The sequence below is a fragment of the Bartonella sp. CL71SXKL genome, from assembly GCF_042194935.1.
Taxonomy (GTDB): domain Bacteria; phylum Pseudomonadota; class Alphaproteobacteria; order Rhizobiales; family Rhizobiaceae; genus Bartonella.
Genome location: NZ_JBHINI010000001.1, coordinates 25,560 through 50,525, shown reverse-complemented (window position 1 = coordinate 50,525; position 24,966 = coordinate 25,560). Strand labels below are relative to the sequence as shown.

Sequence of the window (24,966 nt, the reverse complement as noted above, 5' to 3'; positions counted from 1 at the left end):
TTATTTTACATTCTACGTATTGCTTCACGCTTTTGTTTATAGCATTCGTTAACGGGGCACATCCCTCACACAAAACAGAACGACATTGAATTGAATATATCCACAGGCTTGTTTTAAAGAAACATCTTTCAACGCTCTCAAGCTTATTTTGCGACAGTATCCGTGAAGAGTATAATGATAAATCCATGAAGCACCCCCCCTATCTTTATGCTTAGTAAAAGAGTAAGCTGGCATCATCATACACTTTACCATCTCCCAATGTTGCAACAACCCTTTAAGTCCTTGGTATTTTAAAGCGTTTATACAGAGGCATGCTTTTCTTTAAGTGTTTTTACTCTCCGCAGTTCTCATCTCGCGCGTGACGCCCAAACGAAAGATTTTGATCGATTCAATATAAGAGGACTTAAAATGAGAGAGATATAGATGGATCTCATTCAGGTTGCAAAGCGATAAATTATTTTTATAAACCACAGCATTACTCTATTAAATACACGAAGAATAAAAACATGAGAAATTGAGAACTGTATTATTCAAAAGATATTGCTATGGATAGTGTTAACAGCAGTACAACTAAATTAAAGAGAATCGTGAAAATAAACAAGAATATAACTTTACAACACATAGCTGCGCAGTAGCATCAAAAGATACAGTTTCGTTGAATAATTTCATGAAGAAATTTTTTCATTCATTAAAAGCTCCATCAAATTTCGTTCTCATAATAATTCGATAATTAAAATTTAATAACGAAGCGCAGAAGACGTAAAATACGAGATTCAATTGAGGATATTACACTCTTATCCGACGTCTTTCAGATATTGGTTGAAATGCTAGCTTAGCATGAAAGGCACAATAGGGGCTACTTTCATCAGAATCTGCACCACAAAAATGAAAATCTGCTGATAATGGATCGCCAACCGGCCATCTACATGTATTTTCACTCAATTGTAGAAGATTAAGTTGACGTGATATAGGCACCACTACATTGGATTTTGTGGACATATCAACTTCTTTTACATCTTCCACTACAAACTCTGTCTTTAAAGCTGTTTCTTCAATACTTACAGATGATGTGTTTATTGGCGATACCGTGGATGTGTTGCGACGCACACGTGGAGATGATGAGCTGCTGCTTCCCACGGGAGTTTTTTGCGCACGCGTGCTTCCTTGAGCTGTCTTACCACGTCCTGGTAACTTTAATCGATGTACTTTGCCGATGACTGCATTTCTGCTGACCCCACCTAATTGAGCAGCAATTTGACTTGCACTTAACCCTTCACTCCAAAGCTTTTTAAGAAGCTCAACGCGTTCACATGTCCAACCCATACCAGCACTCCATTCCGATTACGTCACTAAGATGCTCTCCCCCGTTGCATCTTCAAATGTTTAAATAATGTTTTCATTACGCTGAATGAAAGAACTTTACACTCTAAACGAGCATAAGAAAATCATCCAGCCTGTGGACTTACAAATCAAAACACATCATCTTGCTTATTATATTGTAAATTACAATATGCACTCACTCTATGACAAGAGTCTTTACCTCTTGAAGAGTTTATTTAGAATGTTTTCCCCAACTTGCAAATCAATCATAGGTTAAACTTTCACTTTTGTTTAAGGCTTTTCCCCAAAATGCTTATTTGTAGAACCTTCATTGACTTTTTTTCAATTGGTGTAATGATCTATTCTATAGGTGTAATCACTAATCGTAATGAAATATTGAAAGCACCGTAACGAAATGTACCATGCTGTTTTATTTGTAGTGTTGCTTTGTATATATATTGAAAAGGTTAAAATATAAAGGGAATTATGATGGATGCTGTCTCTATACAACCACTTTATGAATGCTTCGCACGACGAAATTTGCATTTTGAACAGGGGCATGGTGTATGGCTTATTTCCGATAAAGGAGAACATTATCTTGATTTCACATCTGGCATTGCTGTTAATGCATTAGGGTATTCACATCCAAAATTGGTTGATACGCTCAAAATACAAGCTGAAAAACTTTGGCATGTTTCTAATATTTTTCAATCTCCTGAACAAGCATCTCTTGCCACGCGGCTTTGTGCAAATAGTTTTGCGGATAAGGTTTTTTTCTGCAATTCAGGTACTGAAGCATTGGAGTGCGCATTCAAAACGGCACGTCATTATTACTATGCTGCTGGTCATTCAGAACGCATTGAAATAATTACTTTTGAAGGGGCATTTCATGGACGTACACTTGCAGCACTTGCTGCGACTGGGCATGAAAAATATCTTGAAGGCTTTGGACCTAAAGCTGGTGGATTTATTCAAGTACCTTTTTGTGATGAAATCGCTTTGTGTAATGCTATTAATAAAAATACCGCCGCTATTCTTATTGAACCTATTCAAGGAGAAGGAGGAATACGAACGGTCCCTCATGAATATTTAAGATTTTTGCGCAAAATATGCGATGATAATGGTCTATTATTGATTTTAGATGAAGTCCAAACGGGTATAGGACGAACAGGAAAGCTTTTTGCTTATGAATGGAGTGATGTCACACCTGATATTCTTACCCTCGCAAAAGGATTAGGAGGGGGATTTCCATTAGGCGCTTGCCTTGCAACGGATAAAGTTGCAAAAAGCATGACACTTGGGACACATGGTTCAACCTTTGGAGGAAATCTTCTTGGAATGGCTGTAGGAAATAGTGTTCTTGATATTTTGTTAGAGCCAAGTTTTCTCAACCATGTTCAGCGCATGGGGGATAAACTAAAAAGTGGACTTTTGCATATTCTCAATATCTATCCTGATATTATCCGCGCAGTTCCGGGGATGGGGCTAATGTTGGGTATTCAATGTGTTGTGTCTTCAAATCTTGTCGTTAATGCTTTAGAAAATGAACATCTCTTAAGTGTTGCTGCCAACAACAATGTTGTGCGCTTATTGCCTCCTCTTATCATTAGGGAAGAAGAAATAGATGAAAGTTTGCATCGTATTGAAAAAGCAATAGCTTATCTTTCGCAAGTAAACAAAGAAAGACAAATATCACACACATGACAAATGCTCTTCGTCATTTCACGGACTTATCCATTTTAACGCCAGCAATAGCACGCGCACTGATCGATTATGCGAAGATCCTTAAAGCATCTTTTAAAGCAGGAAAAGGTTCAAAACCTTTTATAGGTAAAACACTTGCGATGATTTTTGAAAAACCATCCACACGAACCCGTATTTCATTCGATATCAGTATGCGCCAGCTTGGCGGAGATACAATCATGCTCACGGGTTCAGAAATGCAGCTTGGTCACAGTGAAACTATAGCTGATACGGCTCGTGTTTTATCTCGTTTTGTGGATATCGTGATATTACGAACAACAAAACATCAACGTATGCTCGAATTGGCACAATATGCACAAATTCCTGTCATTAATGCCCTTACAGATGATACACATCCTTGCCAAATTCTAGCAGATATATTAACCTATGAGGAGCATCGGGGGCCTATTTCTGGTAAAATATTTGCGTGGATGGGGGATGGTAATAATGTACTCCATTCCTTAATTGAAGCTGCAGCTCTTTTTGATTTTCATTTGCGTATTGCTACTCCAAAGGGCAGTGAGCCACAGGAAAAATTTATCCATTGGGCACGTGAACGAGGAGCGTATCTTACACTAACCCATAATCCCCAAAAAGCAGCTCAAGATGCTGATTGTATTATGACCGACACATGGGTCTCCATGGGACAAGAATTTCGTGCTCGCAGTCGTTCTACTTTTCAGCCTTATCAAGTCAATGAATCTCTCATGAAATTAGCAAAATCTGATGCTCTTTTTATGCATTGTCTTCCTGCTCATCGCGGTGAAGAAGTTGTTGATTCTGTGATTGATGGACCGCACTCCGTTGTTTTCGATGAGGCTGAAAATCGTCTTCATGTTCAAAAAGCAATTCTTTCTTGGTGTTTACAAGATGCGTTTTTCTCTCCACAATAGCCTCCCTACAACAAATTATATAAAAAAGGCAAAGCTATGAGTGAACAAGCTAAAGATGAAGCCTCTCCCAACAACAACTTCTTGCGTGAAGATGATAGTGTTATTCCCTTTCAAGTTGAAGAACTTGATATCCGTGGACGTGCCGTACAACTTGGGGAAACTTTAAATTCTATTCTTAACAGACATCAATACCCTGAACCGGTTTCTTATCTTCTGGCAGAAGCTTTACTTTTAACGGTTCTGCTTGGAACTTCTCTAAAACTTACGGGAAAATTTATTCTACAAACCCATTCCGATGGACCGGTTAATATGTTGGTGTGCGATTTTTCGCCTCCTTCCAGTTTACGTGGATACGCTCGTTTTGATAAAGAACAGCTGAAACAAGCCATAGACAATGGTCAAACCTCTTCAGAAACACTTTTAGGAAAAGGCACTTTAGCCTTCACAATTGATCAAGGTCCCCATATGCAACCCTATCAAGGGATAGTTGCATTAGATGGATCAAATTTACAAGAAGCTTCTCGTATTTATTTTGATCAATCAGAACAAATTCCTACCGATATCCGTCTGGCTGTTGCTATATTAATTAATCGTGACCAACAAGGAAAACCGCAGAAAAGCTGGCGAGCTGGAGGTATTTTGATCCAACTTTTACCCCAAGAATCGTCTCATCATAAAATAGATGCCCCTCATCAAAAGCGAGAAGAAACGAAAACTCATACCCAATTGGATAACCAATGGCAGGAATCTAAAATACTCATGGAAACGATTGAAAGTTCAGAATTAACAGATCCCCAAGTCGGTAGTAAACAGCTCTTGTTCCGTCTTTTTCATGAACAAGGTGTTAGAGTTTTTAATCCTTTTTCTCTTGTCGATCAATGTTCTTGTTCACACGAAAAAATTAAAGGAATCCTAGAAGGCTTTTCTATTGATGAACGCAATAAAATGGTTAAAAATAAATATATTTCAGTCACATGTGAATTTTGCTCAAAAACATATTGTTTTACACCGCAAGAATTTTTAGAAGAAAAAACATAATCAAATATTTTTCATAAAAAATGATGATTGCAACAAAAGCCTATTTTATTTGCGTCATAAAAGTTTGCGCATAAGCTCATATGAACTTCTAGAATATTTTTTGTCTTAGAGTTTTTTAATGTATACGAGTGATTTTTCTGTTGAGATCAGTAATTACGTTATAGAGTGCTTAAAAAAGAGTTCTCTGTAAAATATATTTTCTCCTCTCGAAAAAGCTTCTTTTATACTTTTTACATCTCAAAAGTTTATTTCTTACAATGAATTCTTTTATAATGTTCATTGATAGATTGATTATGTATTCATAACTTATCTTCTCTGTTAAATGAGACTTTTTGATTGTAGTCATATTTTCTTACTCGAATTTATCTTATTAAGAGTCAAAAAAGCTCATTAGTTATAATCATAAGAGAAATTATCGATAGAATAAGAATGTATAGACTCAATATGGACTTTATAGAGTCTATTACGAACAGATAGTGTAATGGGAATAAATATAACAATGACGCTGCGAAGGAACGGGTTTGTTATTTTATAAAAAAGATGAGAATAGTGGTGAAGTCCCCTCATAACAATGTGCATTTTAGATAAAAATGCGAAGACAAAATACTATATGACTTTGAAAATAATAGTTGGTTGCTGTCACTAATCTAACGATGGTTCTACAGCAATATTGTTTTTGTCCAAGTAATCAAAAATAAAGCTCCCAACAGATATTTCTTTACACATGTTTTTGAATCAACAATGGTAATGCTCTTGTAAAATTTTTCTAAGAAGAATGATGGTCCGTATAAATAAAATAGTATACATAGCATGATAAAACGTTATGTTTTTACAAACCTGCATTATTTTATTTTTCTTCTGTCATAATCGCTTGTTCAATTTTTGGTAGAATTTTTTTTTGATAAATTTGCCACGTTAAGGGACCAACATGTTTGGCAATAATGATGCTCTCTTTATTCAAGAGAAAGGTTTCTGGGGGGCCATATATTCCCCAATCAATGGCTGTATATCCTGAAACATCAAAGCCAATAAATTTAAAAGGATTACCAAAACTGTTTAAAAAACGCAGGGCATTTGTTTTATTATCTTTATAATTAATACCAATCAGATCAAAACGTTTATCTTGTGCAATTTGCATAAGAATAGGATGTTCTTCGCGACAGGGCAGACACCAAGAGCCCCAAAAATTGACCAATGTGACACGTCCTTTAAACTGTTTTGAATTGAGATAACTTTCTTTATCAAGAAGAGGAAGATGAATATTGGGAGCAGGTTTTTCAGCCAATGCGTTTGCGAGAAGAGAAGAATCTTGAAGGTGTTTTTTATCCATAAAGTTGAAAAAAAACACCATGAGAAGAAGAAAAAGAACAAATGGTCCAAAAAAAACAAGCAGAACAGGCAAAGATATATTTTTTTTAAGTTTGGAGGGATGTTTTTCATTATACTTTTCTTTTTGTGACAGCTCTTTTTTGTTTAGTTGTTGGAGAATTTTTTTTTGGTATAGAGCTTTGCAAAGAATATATCCAATAAGACATAAGAGGGATATTGCAGAAAGCACATAGCTTAAAACAACAATTTGCTCGTGTTTAAGGGTGCTAAGGAAAAAATCAATTTTCTGAGATAGATTTCCTAAAAGTCCGCTGTGGATGCCATTTAGGTCGAGCATGATGAAGCGTCCTGTTGTTGTGCACGACGGGATTTTTTAATCTGAAGTATTCGGATATAATGACTATTGATTTCATTTCGCATAGCCATCAAATAAAGCACAATAAACATAAAGATAAAACAAAAGAGCATTGTTATAAGGGGCCATAACATAGCATTGTCGATTGTTGATCCTCCAGCACGTAACAATGATGCTGGTTGATGCAATGTATTCCACCAATTAACGGAAAATTTAATAACAGGGATATTAACAAATCCAACAAGTGTAAGAATTGCAGTAGCACGAGCGGCTTTTACTTGGTTGTCAAAAGCACGCCCAAGCAGGATAATGGAGAGATAGATAAAAAGCAGAATTAAAACTGATGTTAACCGTGCATCCCAGACCCACCATGTTCCCCATGTAGGTCGCCCCCAAAGCGCTCCTGTCATGAGAGCCAAGGCGGTAAAAATTGCCCCAATAGGCGCTCCACATTTAAGTGCCACGTCAGCAAGATGATATTTCCAAATCAGATTTCCTAATGCCGCTGCACTCATCGTTACATAGCAGAATGTAGACAACCACGCAAAGGGAACATGAAGGTACATAATCTTAACAGTAATGCCTTGTTGATAGTCATCAGGAGAATGCATCACCAGCATAAGCCCTAAGATAAGGAAACACAATGTTATGCCGGCCAACCAAGGTAAGACGATACTGCTTATTTTCATGAAAAGGGTGAAACTTGCAGGGAGTGACCTGATTTTATATGTACGAGATAGTTCATTCATAAAATTCATAATAGGCAGAGTTTTGCTATGCGGCAATCATCTTTTATTATTCTGATAAAAGTTTAAGCGTTATTGCAGCAACAAAAGAGCTAAAGAGACTCAAAAGAAGTGAAAAAGCACTGAGAAGAGCTAGGGAAGTAAGAAAAGAGGTATTTGGGTTTATTGGGGCTGTAGCAGCCGAAACACCAAAAATCATAATTGGAATGATCCACGGCAAGATAATGATAAAAATAAGCAAAGTACTGTGCAACAATGAGGTTGCGAGTGCAGCGCCTATAGCACCAATAAAAATAATAGCTGGTGTTCCGCATAAAAGGGTGAGTATTGTTGTAAAAGTTATTGTTACATCTAAATGGAGCATGAGGGCTAAAATAGGTGTGGCAAAAATAAGAGGAAGCATTGTTCCTACCCAATGGGCAAAACATTTGGTAAAGACAATTAGAGTAAAACTTTGTCTTTGTCCTGAAAGGATAAATTGGTCGAGATTACCATCATCGCGATCGATTTGGAAAAGTTTGTTCAGATTGAGAAGCCCTGCAAGAAGGGCTCCAAACCACAATATACCTGGTCCTATTTGTGCAAGGATTTTTGGGTCTGGCCCAATGGCAAAGGGGGTTATGACAACAACAGCGATAAAAAACAATAATCCTGTTAGTGAAGAGGCTTGTAGCGCTAATAATAGTTTAAGATCACGCCAGAACAGTGCTTTCATTTTATTCTCTCCTAGAGAGGTAAAAATTTTTCCAGAGCGATTTTATGGTTTTCTGGAATGCCTATGGAATTATGAGTTGCAGCGATAATCATACCACCTTGATTGAGATGACGCTGGAAAATACGAGCAAGGAGTTTTTGAGCATGGTTATCAAGCCCAGATATTGGTTCATCTAAAATCCAAAGAGGACGATAGGAGAGCAAAAGGCGAGCAATAGCTACGCGTCTTTGTTGTCCAGTTGACAGAGCGTTAAAGGGTAAATGTTCAAGGTTAGAAAGACCAATATCGGCAAGAGCTTCATGCGCAAAACGTAAATGTTGACCGTAAAAATCTGCCCAAAATTGCAAATTATCAATGACAGATAAAAGAGGTTTCATAGCATTTTGAGGACCAAGATAATGACAGGCAGTTGCAACAGGGTATATTTGATCATGGTCTTTAAGTATTATATGACCTTCAGCAGCTTCAAGAAGACCGACAATGATTCGGAGTAATGTAGACTTTCCGATACCATTAGGACCGGTGATTGTCATAAGTTGCTGTGAAAATAAACAAAAAGAAAGACCTTTAAACAGAATTTCTTCGTTTCTGTAAGCGGCTAAATCTTTGCCTGATAACACCATGTGATTGCCTATTTTGTTTTTATTTTCATATTCTTTATTGTATTATAGAATAAAAAACACATTTTTTATGCAATTGTACCTAGAATAGTTCTAGAAATAGTTCTATAAAGGATACCTTACATCAATATCTGGTGTAAAATGGTTTCTGGCGCTGATTTCCGCATTTGCCTATGAGAGGGTGGAGGGGAAATGGATAGCGGAGGTAATTGCGTCTGCGCTCAAGCTGCGACCTTGACTCGTAGTTTGTGTTGTTCATTCCTGGAAATTGGGTGGTTATAGTATTGAGGGTGGACAGTCATGACTCAAATTGATAGCTTTAATTGTCGCAGAGTATTAAATGTTGGTGGCAAAGAATATATTTATTATAGTTTGATCGAAGCGGAGAAGAACGGACTTGAAGGTGTTTCTCGTTTACCGTTTTCGATGAAAGTTATTCTCGAAAATTTATTGCGATTTGAAGATGGTCGCACAGTTAAAAAAGAGGATATCCTCAATGTTGCTAAGTGGTTAAACGACAAAGGGAGTGCCGGGGCAGAAATTGCTTACCGTCCTGCGCGTGTTCTTATGCAGGATTTTACAGGTGTTCCAGCAGTTGTTGATCTTTCTGCAATGCGTGATGCTATGGTTAAACTTGGTGGTAACGCTGAAAAAATCAATCCTCTCATTCCCGTTGATCTCATCATTGATCACTCAGTTATTGTTGATGCTTTTGGCACTTCCATGGCTTTTAAGGAAAACGTCGAGCATGAATATGAACGCAATGGTGAACGCTATCGTTTCCTTAAATGGGGGCAGCAAGCCTTTCAAAATTTTCGTGTTGTTCCTCCAGGAACAGGGATTTGTCATCAGGTTAACCTAGAATATTTAGCACAATGTGTATGGATGAAGAATGAAGAGGGGTGTGAGACGATTTATCCTGACACCTGTGTGGGAACTGATTCGCATACGACTATGGTAAATGGTTTAGGGGTTTTAGGTTGGGGTGTTGGTGGTATTGAAGCAGAAGCAGCAATGTTAGGCCAACCTGTTTCTATGTTGTTACCTGAAGTGATTGGTTTTCGTCTAACAGGTAAACTTAAGGAAGGTGTAACAGCCACCGATCTCGTATTGACGGTGACTCAAATGCTACGTCGGAAGGGTGTTGTCGGTAAATTTGTTGAGTTTTTTGGTCCTGGTTTGGAGCATATGACACTTGCTGATCGGGCAACGATTGGAAATATGGCACCTGAATATGGAGCAACGTGTGGTTTTTTCCCAATTGATAAGGAGACAGTGCGTTATCTCAATATGACAGGGCGTGATGAAAATCGGATTGCCTTAGTGGAGGCTTACACCAAAGCACAAGGGATGTGGCATGATGAAATGGTAGCTCATCCCATTTTTAGTGATACAATTGAATTAGATATGGGAACTGTTGTCTCTTCTATGGCTGGTCCTAAACGTCCTGAAGGACGTATTGCATTGGAAAACGTTGGGCAGGGTTTTGAGAAGGCATTGGTCGAAGACTATAAGAAGACTTCTGGACAAGATAAGCGTTATCAGGTCGAGGGTGAAGAATATACGCTTGGTCACGGTGATGTGGTGATCGCTGCGATTACGTCGTGTACGAATACATCGAATCCAAGTGTTCTTATTGCAGCGGGTCTTTTGGCACGAAATGCTGTGGCAAAGGGGCTCAAGAGTAAACCATGGGTAAAAACTTCTCTTGCACCTGGTTCACAAGTCGTTGAAGCTTACCTTCAAAATTCGGGTCTGCAAAAAGATTTAGATGCACTGGGATTTAACTTAGTAGGATTTGGGTGCACAACATGTATTGGGAATTCTGGTCCTTTGCATCCAGCTATTTCCAAAACGATTAATGACAATGGTATAATTGCATCTGCGGTTCTTTCAGGAAATCGTAATTTTGAAGGGCGTGTTTCCCCTGATGTGCAAGCGAATTATTTAGCTTCACCACCGTTAGTTGTTGCACATGCGCTCATCGGGACGGTGTGTAAGGATTTAACCAAGGAGCCTCTTGGTGAAGATTCAAATGGCCAACCCATTTATTTGAGAGATATTTGGCCAACTTCTCAAGAAATACAGGAGTTTATCGAAAAAAATGTCACGCGTAAGGTTTTTGCCGAAAAGTATGCAGATGTTTTTAAGGGAGATGAAAATTGGCAAAAAGTTCAGATTCCTACGGGTTCTACCTATTCTTGGGATGAGCGATCCACCTATGTACGCAATCCACCTTATTTCGATGATATGCAGAAAACGCCTGATATCTTACCAGATATTAGAGATGCACGGATTTTAGGTTTATTTGGTGATAAAATCACGACGGATCATATTTCTCCTGCTGGTTCTATTAAAGCAGCTTCTCCTGCCGGAAAATATTTAATGGATCATGGTGTTAAAGTAGCTGATTTTAACCAGTATGGAACGCGTCGTGGGAATCATGAAGTTATGGTGCGTGGGACCTTTGCCAATATTCGCATTCGTAATTTTATGTTAGGGGAAAATGGTCGAGAAGGAGGTTATACGGTTCATTATCCGTCAGCGGTAGAACAAACCATTTACGATGCAGCAATGGCGTATAAACAAGAAGGTATTCCGCTCGTTGTTTTTGCAGGTGTTGAATATGGTAATGGATCATCACGCGATTGGGCTGCCAAGGGGACCAATCTTCTTGGTGTCAAAGCGGTGATTGTGCAATCTTTTGAAAGGATACATCGCTCTAATCTTGTTGGTATGGGCATTGTCCCTTTTGTCTTTGAGGAGGGGCTAAGTTGGAAATCTTTAGGCTTAAAGGGAGATGAAAAGGTGACAATTGAAGGGATTCATAACTTGAAACCTCGTCAAAAGACTGTAGCGAAAATTACTTTTTCTGATGGTACGGTAAAAACCGTTCCATTATTATGCCGTGTTGATACTGAAGATGAGCTAGATTATTTGCATCATGGTGGAATTTTGCAATATGTCTTGCGTAAATTAGCTGTTTAGATTCTTTTGTTTGTTAAGGAATATCTATTATTAGGCTATAAAGTTGCGGATCAAAGAGTTTGGCTTCGTTTTTTTATGACTATCTTTGAAAATCTAATTGACGTTAGCTTTGGGATTGCGTTATAAACCACACGAGTTATAGGCAGCTTTATAGTTTTGCTTGGGTTGGATTTATTTATATTGGTAGAGTTGTTATTGAGACTCATTTTACCAAGGTGTTGAAAGAGAGATTATATTTATGGCGAATACACCTTCTGCTCGAAAAGCGGTGCGCAAGGTTGCGGCGCGCACACAGGTTAATAAGGCCCGCCGTTCACGCGTTCGTACTTTTATACGTAAGTTTGATGATGCTTTGGCGGGTGGCGATAAGGCATCTGCGGAGATTGCATTTAAGAATTTTGAGCCTGAAATTATGCGTGCAGTTTCTAAAGGGGTTTTTCATAAAAATGCTGCTGCGAGGAAAGTATCGCGTTTAGCTAAACGGTTGAAGGCTCTCAGCGTTTAAACTTTTTCTCCTTTAATTGAGAAAAAAGCCAGTATCCATGAGGATGCTGGCTTTTTGTTTATTTTCAAAAAGTTTCTATTGAAATAAGAATCGATAATGATTCTCCACTTGAAAAAGGAGAGAAAGTTTATAGAGGGGGGTATGGTTATCCACAAGCTTTGTGGATTTTTACAGAGTCTTTTTTGTCAAGCATTTTATTTTTTTTTTTAAATCTGAAGAGATTCTTTAATTATTGGTAAATTTAGAGAAAAAAAATGAATTGAATCAATATTTTTTTCAGTCCTCATTAATATAAGCATTTTTTTTGGGTTTTTTGATTTTATTTTGACCTCTTGCATTTTACCTCTGCTGTTTTGTATGGTTCTTATGAAGACTAAAAAGCATGAAGGGGTCACATCAGCGTATTATTCTGTACTTTGTTGAATACAAGATGTTTTGATTTAGGCTTTTCTAAACTTTTGTGTTGGAGAGGTTTTCTGACGGTTTTCTAGTTTTCTTAATGGATATGTTTACCATTTTAGAAGGGTGGGTCATATCATGAGTGCAAGTAAATCTTATTGGTCATCTTTGTTAGTGGGGTTGTGATGAGGCTATCCTAGGGGAGGGTGAGTAATCTTATTTGGGGTAGGGCGTTTTGCCTTCGCTAGATTTATTTTAGCTGTTTGGCAGGACAAAATTTTATTTTTATCAGGATGGAAGATGGTGGATAAATTGAACTCTAAAGCTAGTTCCTTTAAAAGGGTTTCGGTAAATATCCTGTCGGCAGAGAACATAATAAAGAATAGGATGACGGAGAGTGATGAGAATGTTTGTAGAAGTGCTCCTATAGGGCATTCTATTGTTTCAGAGGAGGAAAGTGCAGCGGCTTTTATACGTGTTATGGCGCAATTAAAGGTACAGGTTGGTGTTGAGGCTTATACCAGTTGGTTTGGGCGCGTGAAGCTTGCTGAATATAGTCATACTCTTGTAAAGCTTTCTGTTCCTACTGCTTTTTTACGTTCATGGATTAATAATCACTATGGTTCTCTTTTGACTCATTTATGGAAACAAGAGAATTCAGCAATTCTTCGTGTTGAAGTTATTGTTCGTGGTATGGAACGCGTTTCAAGAGATGTCGTTTGTAAAAGAAGTGTTCCTTCTGTTGTACTAGAGGAGCAGGCGACTTCATCTTTTGTTGAAAGTTGCGCAGAGCATTCAGTTAAGAGTTCTCAAACGGGAGTTTTTGGATCTCCACTTGATTCTCGTTATACTTTTGAAAGTTTTGTTGAGGGGGCTTCTAATCGTGTTGCTTTAGCCGCTGCGCGTTCTATTGCGGAGGGGCATAAAAGTGCTTTACGTTTTAATCCTCTTTTTATTCACGCATCTGTTGGCTTAGGAAAAACACATTTGCTTCAAGCGATTGCTGCTTCTGCATTGAAGCGTTTAACGTCTGCGCGCGTTATTTATTTAACTGCTGAATATTTTATGTGGCGTTTTGCAACAGCTATTCGTGATAATGATGCTCTTTCTTTTAAAGAACAGCTTCGTGATATCGACCTTTTAATTATTGATGATATGCAGTTTTTACAGGGTAAGTCGATACAACACGAGTTTTGCCATTTGCTTAATATGTTGCTTGATAGTGCAAAACAGGTTGTTGTCGCTGCAGATCGTCCACCAGCAGAATTAGAATCGCTTGATCTTCGCGTTCGTTCTCGTCTTCAGGGAGGGGTGGCCCTTGAAATTGAAGCACCAGATTATGAAATGCGTTTGCAAATGTTGCGCCAGCGGTTGAAGGTGGCACAACAAGATGATGGCATGGTATCAATTTCTGATGATATCTTGGAATATATTGCGAAAACGGTTTTAGGGTCGGGGCGTGATATTGAAGGTGCATTTAATCAGCTCTTGTTTCGTCAATCTTTTGAGTCTGATTTATCTTTAGAGCGGATTGATGAGTTATTAGGTCACTTGACACGTCCTGGTGAACCTAAGCGTATTCGGATTGAAGAAATTCAGCGTACGGTAGCACGCCATTATAATGTTTCTAAACAGGACTTGTTATCTAATCGTCGAACACGCACGGTTGTGAAGCCACGGCAAGTTGCAATGTATTTAGCAAAAGTATTGACTCCTCGCTCGTTGCCAGAAATTGGGCGCCGTTTTGGTGGGCGTGATCATACAACAGTTTTACACGCTGTGCGTAAAATTGAAGATTTGGTTTGTGGTGATCAGACCTTGGCTAAGGAACTTGAATTGCTTAAGCGGTTGATTGGAGAACAGGCTGTATAGTGTTTATCGTTTCTTTCCTTGGAGAGACTTTAAAGAATTTAATGAAAAGATTTATTTTTTCTTATGCAGGAGTGACTTGCCATTTTAAGAGAGGTTTAATAAACTCTAGCAGGCGATTCTTAAAGAGGGTCTATTCTTTAAGTCTAAAGAATTCTTATAGTTTTTAGTAAATCATACGGGGCTTTTATGCGTATTACAGTTGATCGCAGTCAATTTCTCAAGTCTCTTGGTCGGGTTCACCGTGTGGTAGAGCGCCGTAATACTGTTCCTATTTTATCGAATGTGTTGATTGATGCAGAAAATGGCCGTGTACAGTTAAAAGCAACAGACCTTGATTTAGAGGTTATGGAATCTTTTGCAGTTAATGTTAAACAAGCTGGAGCAACAACTGTTCCAGCACATTTGCTTTATGATATCATTCGAAAACTTCCTGATAGCAATGAAGTTGTATTATCCGTCGATGAGAATCAAGCAGGTACAATGTCCGTGGTTTCGGGTTGTGCACATTTTCAGCTTCAATGTCTTCCGAAGTCAGACTTTCCAGAGTCGCTTCCTGGGCAGTTTGGTTATCGTTTTTCTTTATCGGCATCAGGCTTAAAACATTTACTTGATTGTACACAATTTGCTATTTCTACTGAAGAAACCCGTTATTATCTTAATGGTATTTATTTCCATATTATTAATGATGATGTTTTGAAATTGCGTTTGGTTGCAACTGATGGTCATCGTTTGGCACAAGTTGAGATGGAAGCTCCTTCGGGCGTTGAGGGAATGCCTGGTGTTATTGTTCCCCGTAAAGCTGTAGGAGAATTGCAAAAACTTCTTTCAGAAGAAAATGATAGTGATGTGTGTATAGAGCTTTCAGAGACAAAAATTCGTTTTTCTATAGGCTCTGTGATTTTTACATCAAAATTAATTGATGGAACATTTCCAGATTATCAACGTGTTATCCCTCTTGGAAATGATAAAGAATTAATTGTTAATAGGCAGGACTTTTCTTCTGCCGTTGATCGTGTTTCAACGATTTCAAGTGATCGGGGGCGTGCAGTTAAATTAACGATTGAGCATGGACAGTTAAGGCTTGTTGTTAATAGCCCAGATTCGGGCAGTGCAGAAGATCAATTATCAGTAACTTATGCATCTGAACCGCTTGAGATAGGGTTTAATTCACGTTATCTTTTGGATATTGCTGGGCAGCTTTCAAGCGATGAGATGGTTTTTATGTTGGCTGAGGCTGGAGCACCCGCTCTGATTCGTGATAATGATGATGTGGATGTGCTCTATGTACTGATGCCTATTCGCGTTTAGGGGCGGTTGTTTTGCAATGTATGGCCGGTCATGTGCACAAAGTGGCAGTGAGGCAGCTGAAGCTTTTACGTTATCGCAATTATTCTTTTTTCAATATTCATTTTTCTGGTCAGCATGTGGTTTTTACTGGCCATAATGGTGCTGGTAAGACGAATCTTTTAGAGGCATTATCTTTTCTTTCTCCTGGCCGTGGTTTGCGGCGCGCTGTTTATTCTGACGTTAGCTTTGTAGATGGTGGTGGAGGATTTGTTGTATTTGCGCGTCTTGAATGCGCTCTTTATGGTGAAGTAAAGATTGGTACAGCTTTCGAGGTTAGCGATAACAGTCGAAATATCCATATTAATGGTGTGAATGAGTCGAGTGATTGCCTAACAGATTATTGTCATATTAGTGTCCTAACACCGTCTATGGATGGTCTTTTTACAGGTCCTTCACTTGAGCGCCGTAGTTTTTTGGATCGTATGGTTTTGGCGATTGATCCCTTGCATAGGCGCCGCATAGCCGATTATGATAGAGCTATGCGCGCACGTAATCGTTTGTTTTTAGATGGAAATGAAGATTGTGCTTGGTTTGATGCTTTAGAAAAGCAGATGGCAGAACTGGCGATAGCTATTTCTGCGGCGCGTGTTGATGTTATTCGTCTTTTAAATGACATGTTTACACAAATGCCATCACAGATACCTTTTCCACGAGCTTTTTTGCAAATTGATGGTTTTTTGGAAACAGCTCTTAGTGAAATATCAGCAACTGAAGTTGAAGAACAATTTTGTGATCGATTACGGCATAATCGCGCAATGGATCGTGCTGCTGGTCGGACGTTAGAAGGACCACATCGTGCAGATTTGCAGGTTTTTTATGCTGATAAAAATAGAGCAGCAACATCTTGTTCAACAGGTGAACAAAAAGCGCTGCTGACAGGTTTAGTTTTGTGTCATGCACGTCTAACAGGTATGATATCGGAAAGATCTCCCATTCTTCTTCTTGATGAAATGGCTGCCCATCTTGATTCGCATCGACGTGCTGCTCTATTTGATATTCTTGATGATTTAGCTGTACAAACATTTATGACAGGAACAGATCGTCTTTTATTCGATGACTTAAAAGGACGCGCAGAATTCTTTGAGATTAAGGATGGAGCTTTATTGCCATAAAAACATGCTAAATATTTTTTTAATAAGTGATAGGTCTGAAAGAAAAGGCTTGCTATGTCAGAGATAATAACAATTTTAAATGGTCCTAATTTAAATTTTCTAGGTCAACGTGAGCCAGAAATTTATGGAATTGAAACTCTAGAAGATATTGAAAAAAGATGCAGAGAATGGGCAAAAAAAAATGATATTATAATAAATTTTTATCAAAGTAACTGTGAAGGGCAATTAGTAGCATGGATACAAGAAGCAATAGAGGCAAGTTCTGGATTGATCATTAATCCAGCGGCTTACAGTCATACATCTGTTGCACTTCTTGATGCCCTAAAAATGTTTTCAGGGCCGAAAGTAGAAGTTCATTTATCTCATATTTATCAGCGTGAAGCTTTTCGTCACCATTCTTATACATCTGCAGGTGTAGACGCTGTCATAACTGGGTGTGGAGGTGATGGATATTGGTTTGCACTTGAGTATATTGCAAAACAATTAAGCAAAACAATTAAATTGTGATAGATAAAGAGTAGGCGTTTAATAAGAGTAATATAGGCATTGAATTCTCTTGATAATTATTTTCAAATCTGTACAATGTGAGGTATATATTTATGACAATTTTTAGTGCGTATGACGGGGGTAAATAAAGGTGAAAAGCTTTGTTAGACAATTAGAAATGCTTGTGATTTTAGGGGGAGCACTGCTTTTGTCTGGTTGTAAAATTGATGTTATACAGCCATCAGGTTATGTTGCACGTCAACAGCTCATTTTGATCGTTGTTTGTGTGGTGGTGATGCTTTGTATTGTCATCCCAGTTATGGTGAGTGTGGTATTTTTAGCTATAAAATATCGTGCATCGAATATGAAAGCGGACTATTCTCCTGATTGGGCGCATTCAAATAAAATTGAAGCATTGATGTGGGGTATTCCAGTTGTAATTGTAATGGTTTTAGGTTCATTAACAGCTTATTATACCTATAAGCTTGAACCTACAAATCCTCTTCCAGTGGAAGTTGTGGGTGAAGGAAAGCCATTACAGATTGATGCTGTTGCTCTTGATTGGAAATGGCTTTTTATTTATCCTGAATATGGTGTTGCATCGATTAATGAGATTTATGCGCCTGAAGGACGTCAAGTTTTATTGCAATTAACGTCAGAGAATTCTGTCAATGCTTTTTGGGTTCCCAAGTTGGGTACAGTTCTTTACGCTATGCCGCAGATGAATGCTAAGTTGCATTTGGTCGCTGAAGAGCAAGGAGTATTCAAAGGAGCCTCAGCAAATTACAGTGGTGATGGTTTTTCGAGTATGCGGTTTAAGTGGCATTCTGTGTCTTTGCAGGATTTTGAGGATTGGATTGTAAAAGCTCGGGCTAATGGTCGAGTACTTGATCGTGCATCTTATCGTCAACTTTCTATTGCGCCTCGTATGGGTGATATTGCTGCGAAGGAAAAAGATGCTGAAGTTCGTTATTTTGCACCTGTTGAGAAGCGGCTTTACTATCGTGTTGTTAATCGATGTGTCGATGAAAAGACGGTATGTAATGAAGATTTAATGAAACGTGCTGCTGCTCAGACGCTGTGGGGTGCACTATGTTCAGTATTTGATCCTGATGTTATTTAACAGAGTCAATAAAGTAAAGAGCCCTTTTAACAAAGGTTTCTTTTAAACTTGAATTTCATTTGAAATGGGTTGAGAAATGTTTGGAAGACTTACAGATCCTACGGCAGGTGCTTTTCATGCGCTTGCACATGAACCGATCGTTTTGTATACATGTATTGCGATTGTTTTGGTTGGTTTAATTGCTGTTATTGCTTTAACAGCACTTGGGTGGTGGGGGATTCTATGGCGAAATTGGATTACAACGGTTGACCATAAACGCATAGGTATTATGTACATCGTTCTTGGAATTATTATGCTTGTTCGCGGTTTTGCGGACGCACTTATGATGCGAACGCATCAAGCTTTAGCTCTTGGGAGTGAAACAGCTGGTTATTTGCCCCCTGAGCATTTTGATCAAATTTTTTCGGCGCATGGTACGATCATGATTTTTTTCATGGCCACGCCTATTTTATTTGGTCTTTTTAATTATCTTATACCGCTTCAAATTGGTGCGCGTGATGTTGCTTTTCCCTTTGCAAATAATCTAGGTTTTTGGATTACGGCTGCGGGGGCAATATTAATTAACATATCCCTAGGTGTTGGTAATTTTGGTCGTGGTGGTTGGCTGATGTACCCACCTTTTACAGAATTGCAAACGAGTCCAGATACAGGGGTAGATTATTATTTATGGTCACTTCAGCTTTCTGGTATTGCAACAACAATGGGATCAGTAAATTTTATTGCAACGATGATTAAAATGCGTGCTCCTGGAATGACAATGATGAGAATGCCTATTTTCTGTTGGAGTGCTTTTGTCAGCAATGTTCTTATTTTAGTTATTTACCCTGTCTTGGCTGTAGCATTTGCACTCTTGGCATGCGATCGTTATTTGGGCATGAATTTCTTTTCTAATGTTGGTGGCGGAAATCCGATGGTATGGATTAACTATGTTTGGGTTTTTGGTCATCCTGAGGTTTATGTTTTGGTTGTTCCTGCTTTTGGAATTGTTTCTGAAGTTGTGTCAACTTTTTCTTCAAAGCGCCTCTTTGGTTATACTTCGATGGTATGGGCCATGTTGGTTATTTTGATTCTTTCGCTTCTTGTTTGGGGACATCATTTTTTCACAATGGGTGGCGGTGAAGCTGTAAATACTTTCTTTGGTATTGCGACAATGATCATCGCAGTTCCAACAGGTGTAAAAGTCTTTAATTGGCTGCTTACGATGTATAAAGGTCGAATTCGCTTTGAGCCTCCAATGCTTTGGTGCATGGGCATGATCTTTACATTTGTTGGTGGTGGATTAACCGGTGTTTTATTATCTATTGTCCCTGCTGATTGGCAGTTTCATAATTCGCTCTTTTTGATAGCACATTTCCATCATACAATTATTGGAGGTGTGGTTTTTGCGTACTTAGCGGGGATTGCATTTTGGTTTCCAAAAGTTTTTGGTTATAAACCAAATCGCATACTAGGTATTGCATCTTTTTGGTGTTGGTTTATTGGTTTTTACCTTGCCTTTTTCCCCGTTTATGCGCTTGGTTTAATGGGGGCGACGCGTCGTCTTCAGCATTACATGGAACCTAGTTGGCAGCCGATGTTTATTATTGCTGCATTAGGTGCTTGTATTATCTTACTTGGTATTCTTTGTTTTGTGTTACAGGTTGTTTTGGCGATTTGGTACGGTATTAAGCATAAAGGTCACTTACCGGTAACATTAAATGATTCTTGGGGTGATGCACGTACACTTGAATGGTTTACCTCTTCACCGCCTCCTTCCTATAATTTTGCCCTCCTTCCAAAGATACAGTCTGATGACGCTTATTGGAATATGAAGAAAAGTGGTTATCAACGGCCGACAAGTGGATTTACAAAAATTCATATGCCATCAAATACATCTGCTGGAATTATTGCGGGATTCTTCTCATTAGTTGTTGGTTTTGCACTTGTTTGGCATATTTGGTGGCTTGTTGCGGTTGGACTGGTTGGTTTTATTGCAACGCTTGTGTGTCATTCATTAACAGGTGATCATCATGGTTACTATATTCCAGCTGAAGAAGTGCAAAAAACTGAAGATGCCTTTACGGCTGTTCTTAAAGAACAAGGAGTGACAGTATGAGTGCTGTAATAATGAATAACGCGAGTACTATAGATGAACTTCACCACGATAGTAGCTCGGTAATGACGTTTGGTTTTTGGGTCTATATTCTTTCAGACTTAATCCTGTTTTCGACATTGTTTTCAAGTTTTGCTGTATTTTCTGCTTCTTATGGCGGTGGTAAAGCGGGTAATGAGTTTATAGATTTAAAGTTTGTTTTGGTTGAGACTGCTTTCTTGTTGTTTTCATCCGTCACTTATGGCTTTGCAATGGTACAAGCACATAAAAATAACATCAGTGGTGTGCGTTTATGGATGGCTATTACCTTTGTATTGGGGTGTTGCTTCATTGGTATGGAACTTTACGAATTTCATGAACTTTTGAGTGAGGTTTTTTATTACGATCCAAATGCTTATGCGGGTATTGATCCTGCAACAGGTTTACAGCTTTTTGGACGGGAAATTCTCTCTGCTTATTGGTCAGCATTTTTTGCTTTGGTTGGCACCCATGGACTTCATGTAAGTGTTGGTCTTCTTTGGATGGTTGTGATGTTTTTTCATCTTCGTCGTAATGGTTTGGATCAGAACAATAAAACACGTTTAGCATGCCTTTCCATTTTTTGGCATTTACTTGATATTGTATGGATTGGTGTTTTCACCATGGTTTATCTATTAGGAGCGTTGTGATGAGCGTGCAAAATGAAACACATGGTCCCAGTACTGGTTCCTATTTGGTTGGTTTTATTCTGGCTGTATTTTTCACTTTGGGTTCTTTTGTTCCTGTGATGTATGGAATGATGGAAAGTTGGGCAGTTAGTACAAAGGTTGCGTATCTTATTGGGATGGCGATCATTCAGATTATAGTACAAATTGTTTTCTTTTTGCACTTGAATTCTGGTCCAGACGCCAAGTGGAATTTAAGCGCGTTATGGTTTGCTGCTATTTGCGTTTTTGTTATTATTGGGGGAACTTGGTGGGCTATTTCTCATTTAAATTATAATATGATGGGTGGTTCAGGACGTGTTATTGAACCGGAAATATCAAGTAGAGATGATTCTTCAGTGTCTGAGCAGTTATCAAGCAAAGATATATCCGTAAGAAAACAGCCAGAAAAGATACAGGGTTCAGAAATGCCCATTGGGCAAGATCTAAGTACGCAAACTCCTGTAGATCAAGAAGCTAGTTCAGAAATGCCCATGGGGCAGGGTCTAAGTACGCAAACTCCTGTAGATCAAGCACCTGGTTCAGAAGTACCCATGGGGCAGGGTCTAAGTACGCAAACTCCTGTAGATCAAGCGCCTGGTTCAGAAATACCCATGGGGCAAGGTCTAAGTACGCAAACTCCTGTAGATCAAGCGCCTGGTTCAGAAATACCCATGGGGCAGGGTCTAAGTACGCAAACTCCTGTAGATCAAGCACCTGGTTCAGAAATACCCATGGGGCAAGGTCTAAGTACGCAAACTCCTGTAGATCAAGCGCCTGGTTCAGAAATACCCATGGATCAAGATCCAAATACACAGTTTCCTGTGGAGTAGTTGTTAGAAATATCTATGGAGCTGATGCGGCATGTATCAGCTCGTAGAAGAAATTCGTAGGATATAAAGAAGGGAAAAAATACAAGATATCAGTGGATATGAGTATCATTATTTTGAATATACTTTTAATTTAAAAGAGAAAGTCCGTGGGGTATTTAGTCAAGCTTTAATTTTTGAGACAAATAGCTATTTGTAGAATATACAAAAAGTGATGTTTGTAAAATTTACTACAAAGAAAGAGAATGTGAGAAACAAGTTTTTATGTTGTGTGAGATAAAAAAACACGAAGCAGTAATGTTTTTAGATTTACAGAATTTATATTAAAGATAGCATTAAAGTTATTTGTAATAATAATATGCAATTGAAATCAAAAATTTAGAGAATAATCAGAAAACTTAATGAAAACCGTTGCAATGACAGTTATTGGTGCTGGTTCTTTTGGTACTGCATTAGCGATAGCTCTTGCCCGTAATGGTCATAATGTTTTACTTTGGGGATATAGTCCTCAACATATCAAAGAATTACAGGAACAACGTTGTAATCAAGTATATTTACCCGATATTCGATTTCCTGACAATTTATTACTTGAAGCTTCGCTTGAAACTGCAATAACGGCGAGTCACAATATATTAATCGCAGTTCCAAGCCATGTATTTCATCAAGTTTTGTGTAATATTCAGCCTTATTTAGATCAGTATTCACGTGTTATTTGGGCTACAAAAGGTTTAGAACATGGTACTGGACGTTTTTTACAAGAGGTTGCTCGTGAGATTTTAGGTGAAAAAATTCCTTTAGCTGTTTTTTCTGGACCAACTTTTGCTCAAGAACTAGCTATTGGTTGGCCTACTGCAATGACGATAGCAGCTTCTGATGTTGAGTTTGGTAAAGAATTGCAGCAACTTTTTTATTGTGACAAAAGTTTTAGAGTTTATAAAAGTTCAGATATGATTGGTGTTCAATTAGGGGGAGCAGTCAAAAATGTTATTGCTATTGGTGCAGGAATATCAGATGGCATAGGTTTTGGGGCAAATGCACGAATAGCTCTTATCACACGAGGACTAGCTGAAATCAGTCGTTTAGGGGGGGCTATGGGTGCTGAGCTTTCCACATTTATGGGAATGACAGGCTTAGGTGATCTGGTTTTGACATGTACTGATAATCAGTCACGTAATCGTCGTTTTGGAATACTTCTTGGTAAAGGAATAGATATAAAAGAAGCGGAAAAACAAATTGGTCAGGTTGTGGAAGGATACTTAAATACCAAGGAAGTACATACGTTGGCGCAGCGTATTGGGGTAGAAATGCCCATTGTAGAACAAATTTATCAAATTCTCTATTGTGGTAAAAACATAACTGAAGCGGCAAATACATTACTAAGCCGCGCCCTCAAGGACGAAATACAATGATATCCTGTTTTTTAATAATTCAAATCGTAAAAAATAGAAACATGCTATGATAGACATATAAAATAGATTTTATTGATGGTTGTATAAGGTAGTCATATTCCAGCAAATTATAGATTCATATCATTCGATTCTTTATGAAACATGGCTGAAATATAAAAGTTTTTGCTTTTATCTAAGAGCTATCTCTTTGAAGATAAATTATCGTTTCCACTTACACATGTTTATGTAATGTAATGAACAAGATATTTTTATTGTCTCTTAAATTCATCTCACAATGATGTTTGCAAACAGAATAATACAAGACTCATTAGGTAGAAGCATCTTATTTATGTAACGTATAAGTTAAGAATATCGGGGCAGGGATATTATGTATCTCTGTTTTTGTAATTCTTTAAAACAAGAAGACAATCTGTTTTGGGAAGAAGATGAAATTTTAAAGATGAAAACCAGTTCCCATTTCTACAATCATTTTTAAATTCAGTTTTACGCTATCTAAAGCAATATCTTTTAAATAATGGAGATTATCTCACACCTTTATTTTCTCATTTTTTAATGAAAGCATTTCTCTGATGTGTCAGGTAAAATAGAACGCCCAAAAAAACACGATAGCTGTTGTATATTCACGCGCTTGTTTTAAAGAGACCTCTCTTAAAACTTCCAAGTCCACTTCGCGACGGTAACCGTGAATAGTGTAACGATAAAGCCATTGTGCACATCCCCATCTTTACGTTTATGAAGGAGGAAGCCGAGCATCATTACACCCCCCAATGTTGAGACAGCTCTAAGCACTTGAAGCTGTTCAGTAGAAATATTTAAGTCTTTTATTTTCTCACATGTCAATTCTGTTTTTTATATGCAAGAAATGATTTTTGGAATTATAACTTTGAAAGTCTAAGATTGAAAAAAATATTATTGTACTTGTTTGTGGCTGTCATTTACACTGAAAAATAATGTGATTATAAAGATAAAAAATTGATTTATATAAATAATTCATTTTATTTTTGTATTGAGTTAATTAAAAATATGTGTTTGCTTGTCACAAGCGGGTTAGTATGTGGATAAAAATTATTAAAGATACTTCTAATGAATCATCTCAAGTGTCAAGGGTTGTTTCAATATTAGAACATGGCAAGTAAAATGACGGTGTCGGTTTGTCATCTGTATAAACATTAAAATGGTGGTAAAAAAGGATTTTATGTACTTCACAGGGATTTTTTATACGTTCTACAGGTACCATTGTGAAATGGAATGGCGTGCATTGAGAGATATCTTTAAAAAATGCATGAAGGAGAAACAGCTATAGTGTTTTTGGGTGTTCTATTTTACCTGACACATCAGAGAAATGCTTTCATTAAAGAACA

At 38.0% G+C, this 24,966-nt stretch carries 20 protein-coding genes; 14 read left to right on the top strand and 6 right to left on the bottom strand.

Annotated elements, in window-relative coordinates; all coding sequences use genetic code 11:
• Positions 1-786: 786 nt before the first annotated feature.
• A complete protein-coding gene (locus ACFILA_RS00205; protein WP_375660459.1) occupies positions 787-1,323 on the bottom strand; it encodes a GcrA family cell cycle regulator in 537 nt (178 codons plus the stop codon).
• Between the two features lie 486 nt (positions 1,324-1,809).
• Here ACFILA_RS00205 and ACFILA_RS00200 point away from each other — a divergent pair, with 486 nt between their 5' ends.
• Genes ACFILA_RS00200 through ACFILA_RS00190 form a run of 3 tightly spaced genes read left to right on the top strand, consistent with a single transcriptional unit; the run spans position 1,810 to position 4,994 of the window.
• A complete protein-coding gene (locus tag ACFILA_RS00200; RefSeq protein WP_273790265.1) occupies positions 1,810-3,024 on the top strand; it encodes an aspartate aminotransferase family protein in 1,215 nt (404 codons plus the stop codon).
• Positions 3,021-3,956, top strand: coding sequence for an ornithine carbamoyltransferase (gene argF, locus ACFILA_RS00195; RefSeq protein WP_375660458.1), 936 nt, complete (start codon positions 3,021-3,023; stop codon positions 3,954-3,956). Before ACFILA_RS00200 ends, argF begins: the two co-directional genes overlap by 4 nt.
• A gap of 36 nt (positions 3,957-3,992) precedes the next feature.
• Complete coding sequence (locus ACFILA_RS00190) at positions 3,993-4,994, top strand: Hsp33 family molecular chaperone (protein ID WP_375642987.1); 1,002 nt, start codon at positions 3,993-3,995, stop codon at positions 4,992-4,994.
• A gap of 847 nt (positions 4,995-5,841) precedes the next feature.
• Here ACFILA_RS00190 and ACFILA_RS00185 read toward each other — a convergent pair.
• From ACFILA_RS00185 to ccmA, 4 genes are all read right to left on the bottom strand, one after another.
• Positions 5,842-6,456 (bottom strand): DsbE family thiol:disulfide interchange protein, encoded by a 615-nt coding sequence (locus ACFILA_RS00185; RefSeq protein ID WP_375637349.1) that lies wholly within the window; start codon positions 6,454-6,456, stop codon positions 5,842-5,844.
• A 191-nt stretch (positions 6,457-6,647) separates the two neighbouring features.
• A complete protein-coding gene (locus ACFILA_RS00180) occupies positions 6,648-7,427 on the bottom strand; it encodes a heme ABC transporter permease (RefSeq protein WP_375630513.1) in 780 nt (259 codons plus the stop codon).
• A gap of 46 nt (positions 7,428-7,473) precedes the next feature.
• A complete protein-coding gene (gene ccmB, locus ACFILA_RS00175; RefSeq protein ID WP_273790269.1) occupies positions 7,474-8,139 on the bottom strand; it encodes a heme exporter protein CcmB in 666 nt (221 codons plus the stop codon).
• 11 nt (positions 8,140-8,150) lie between these two features.
• Complete coding sequence (gene ccmA / locus ACFILA_RS00170; protein ID WP_273790270.1) at positions 8,151-8,762, bottom strand: heme ABC exporter ATP-binding protein CcmA; 612 nt, start codon at positions 8,760-8,762, stop codon at positions 8,151-8,153.
• A gap of 297 nt (positions 8,763-9,059) precedes the next feature.
• Between ccmA and acnA the strand changes: the two genes are divergently transcribed.
• From acnA to gpsA, 11 genes are all read left to right on the top strand, one after another.
• Positions 9,060-11,747: an aconitate hydratase AcnA gene (gene acnA / locus ACFILA_RS00165; RefSeq protein ID WP_375642984.1), complete on the top strand. Its 2,688-nt coding sequence runs from the start codon at positions 9,060-9,062 to the stop codon at positions 11,745-11,747.
• A gap of 238 nt (positions 11,748-11,985) precedes the next feature.
• On the top strand, positions 11,986-12,252 hold the full coding sequence (rpsT, locus tag ACFILA_RS00160; RefSeq protein WP_273790272.1) for a 30S ribosomal protein S20: 267 nt from the start codon (positions 11,986-11,988) through the stop codon (positions 12,250-12,252).
• 699 nt (positions 12,253-12,951) lie between these two features.
• Positions 12,952-14,523, top strand: a complete 1,572-nt coding sequence (gene dnaA / locus ACFILA_RS00155; protein ID WP_273790273.1) for a chromosomal replication initiator protein DnaA — start codon at positions 12,952-12,954, stop codon at positions 14,521-14,523.
• A gap of 186 nt (positions 14,524-14,709) precedes the next feature.
• Complete coding sequence (gene dnaN / locus ACFILA_RS00150) at positions 14,710-15,831, top strand: DNA polymerase III subunit beta (protein ID WP_273790274.1); 1,122 nt, start codon at positions 14,710-14,712, stop codon at positions 15,829-15,831.
• 20 nt (positions 15,832-15,851) lie between these two features.
• Complete coding sequence (recF, locus tag ACFILA_RS00145) at positions 15,852-16,982, top strand: DNA replication/repair protein RecF (RefSeq protein WP_375660457.1); 1,131 nt, start codon at positions 15,852-15,854, stop codon at positions 16,980-16,982.
• A 54-nt stretch (positions 16,983-17,036) separates the two neighbouring features.
• A complete protein-coding gene (aroQ, locus tag ACFILA_RS00140) occupies positions 17,037-17,489 on the top strand; it encodes a type II 3-dehydroquinate dehydratase (protein WP_273790276.1) in 453 nt (150 codons plus the stop codon).
• A 130-nt stretch (positions 17,490-17,619) separates the two neighbouring features.
• Positions 17,620-18,591 (top strand): ubiquinol oxidase subunit II, encoded by a 972-nt coding sequence (gene cyoA, locus ACFILA_RS00135; RefSeq protein WP_273790277.1) that lies wholly within the window; start codon positions 17,620-17,622, stop codon positions 18,589-18,591.
• A gap of 76 nt (positions 18,592-18,667) precedes the next feature.
• Complete coding sequence (gene cyoB / locus ACFILA_RS00130; RefSeq protein ID WP_273790278.1) at positions 18,668-20,686, top strand: cytochrome o ubiquinol oxidase subunit I; 2,019 nt, start codon at positions 18,668-18,670, stop codon at positions 20,684-20,686.
• Positions 20,683-21,351 (top strand): cytochrome (ubi)quinol oxidase subunit III, encoded by a 669-nt coding sequence (locus ACFILA_RS00125; protein ID WP_273790279.1) that lies wholly within the window; start codon positions 20,683-20,685, stop codon positions 21,349-21,351. The genes cyoB and ACFILA_RS00125 overlap by 4 nt, the downstream gene beginning before the upstream one ends.
• The gene (gene cyoD, locus ACFILA_RS00120) at positions 21,351-22,199 is read left to right on the top strand and encodes a cytochrome o ubiquinol oxidase subunit IV (RefSeq protein WP_273790280.1); all 849 of its coding nucleotides are present in this window, start codon (positions 21,351-21,353) and stop codon (positions 22,197-22,199) included. The genes ACFILA_RS00125 and cyoD overlap by 1 nt, the downstream gene beginning before the upstream one ends.
• A 398-nt stretch (positions 22,200-22,597) precedes the next feature.
• Positions 22,598-23,605: an NAD(P)H-dependent glycerol-3-phosphate dehydrogenase gene (gene gpsA / locus ACFILA_RS00115; protein ID WP_273790281.1), complete on the top strand. Its 1,008-nt coding sequence runs from the start codon at positions 22,598-22,600 to the stop codon at positions 23,603-23,605.
• 648 nt (positions 23,606-24,253) lie between these two features.
• On the opposite strand, the gene ACFILA_RS00110 is transcribed toward gpsA, so the two are convergent.
• Entirely contained in the window at positions 24,254-24,445 is a 192-nt protein-coding gene (locus tag ACFILA_RS00110; RefSeq protein ID WP_375660456.1) for a hypothetical protein, read from the bottom strand.
• Positions 24,446-24,966 lie beyond the last annotated feature (521 nt).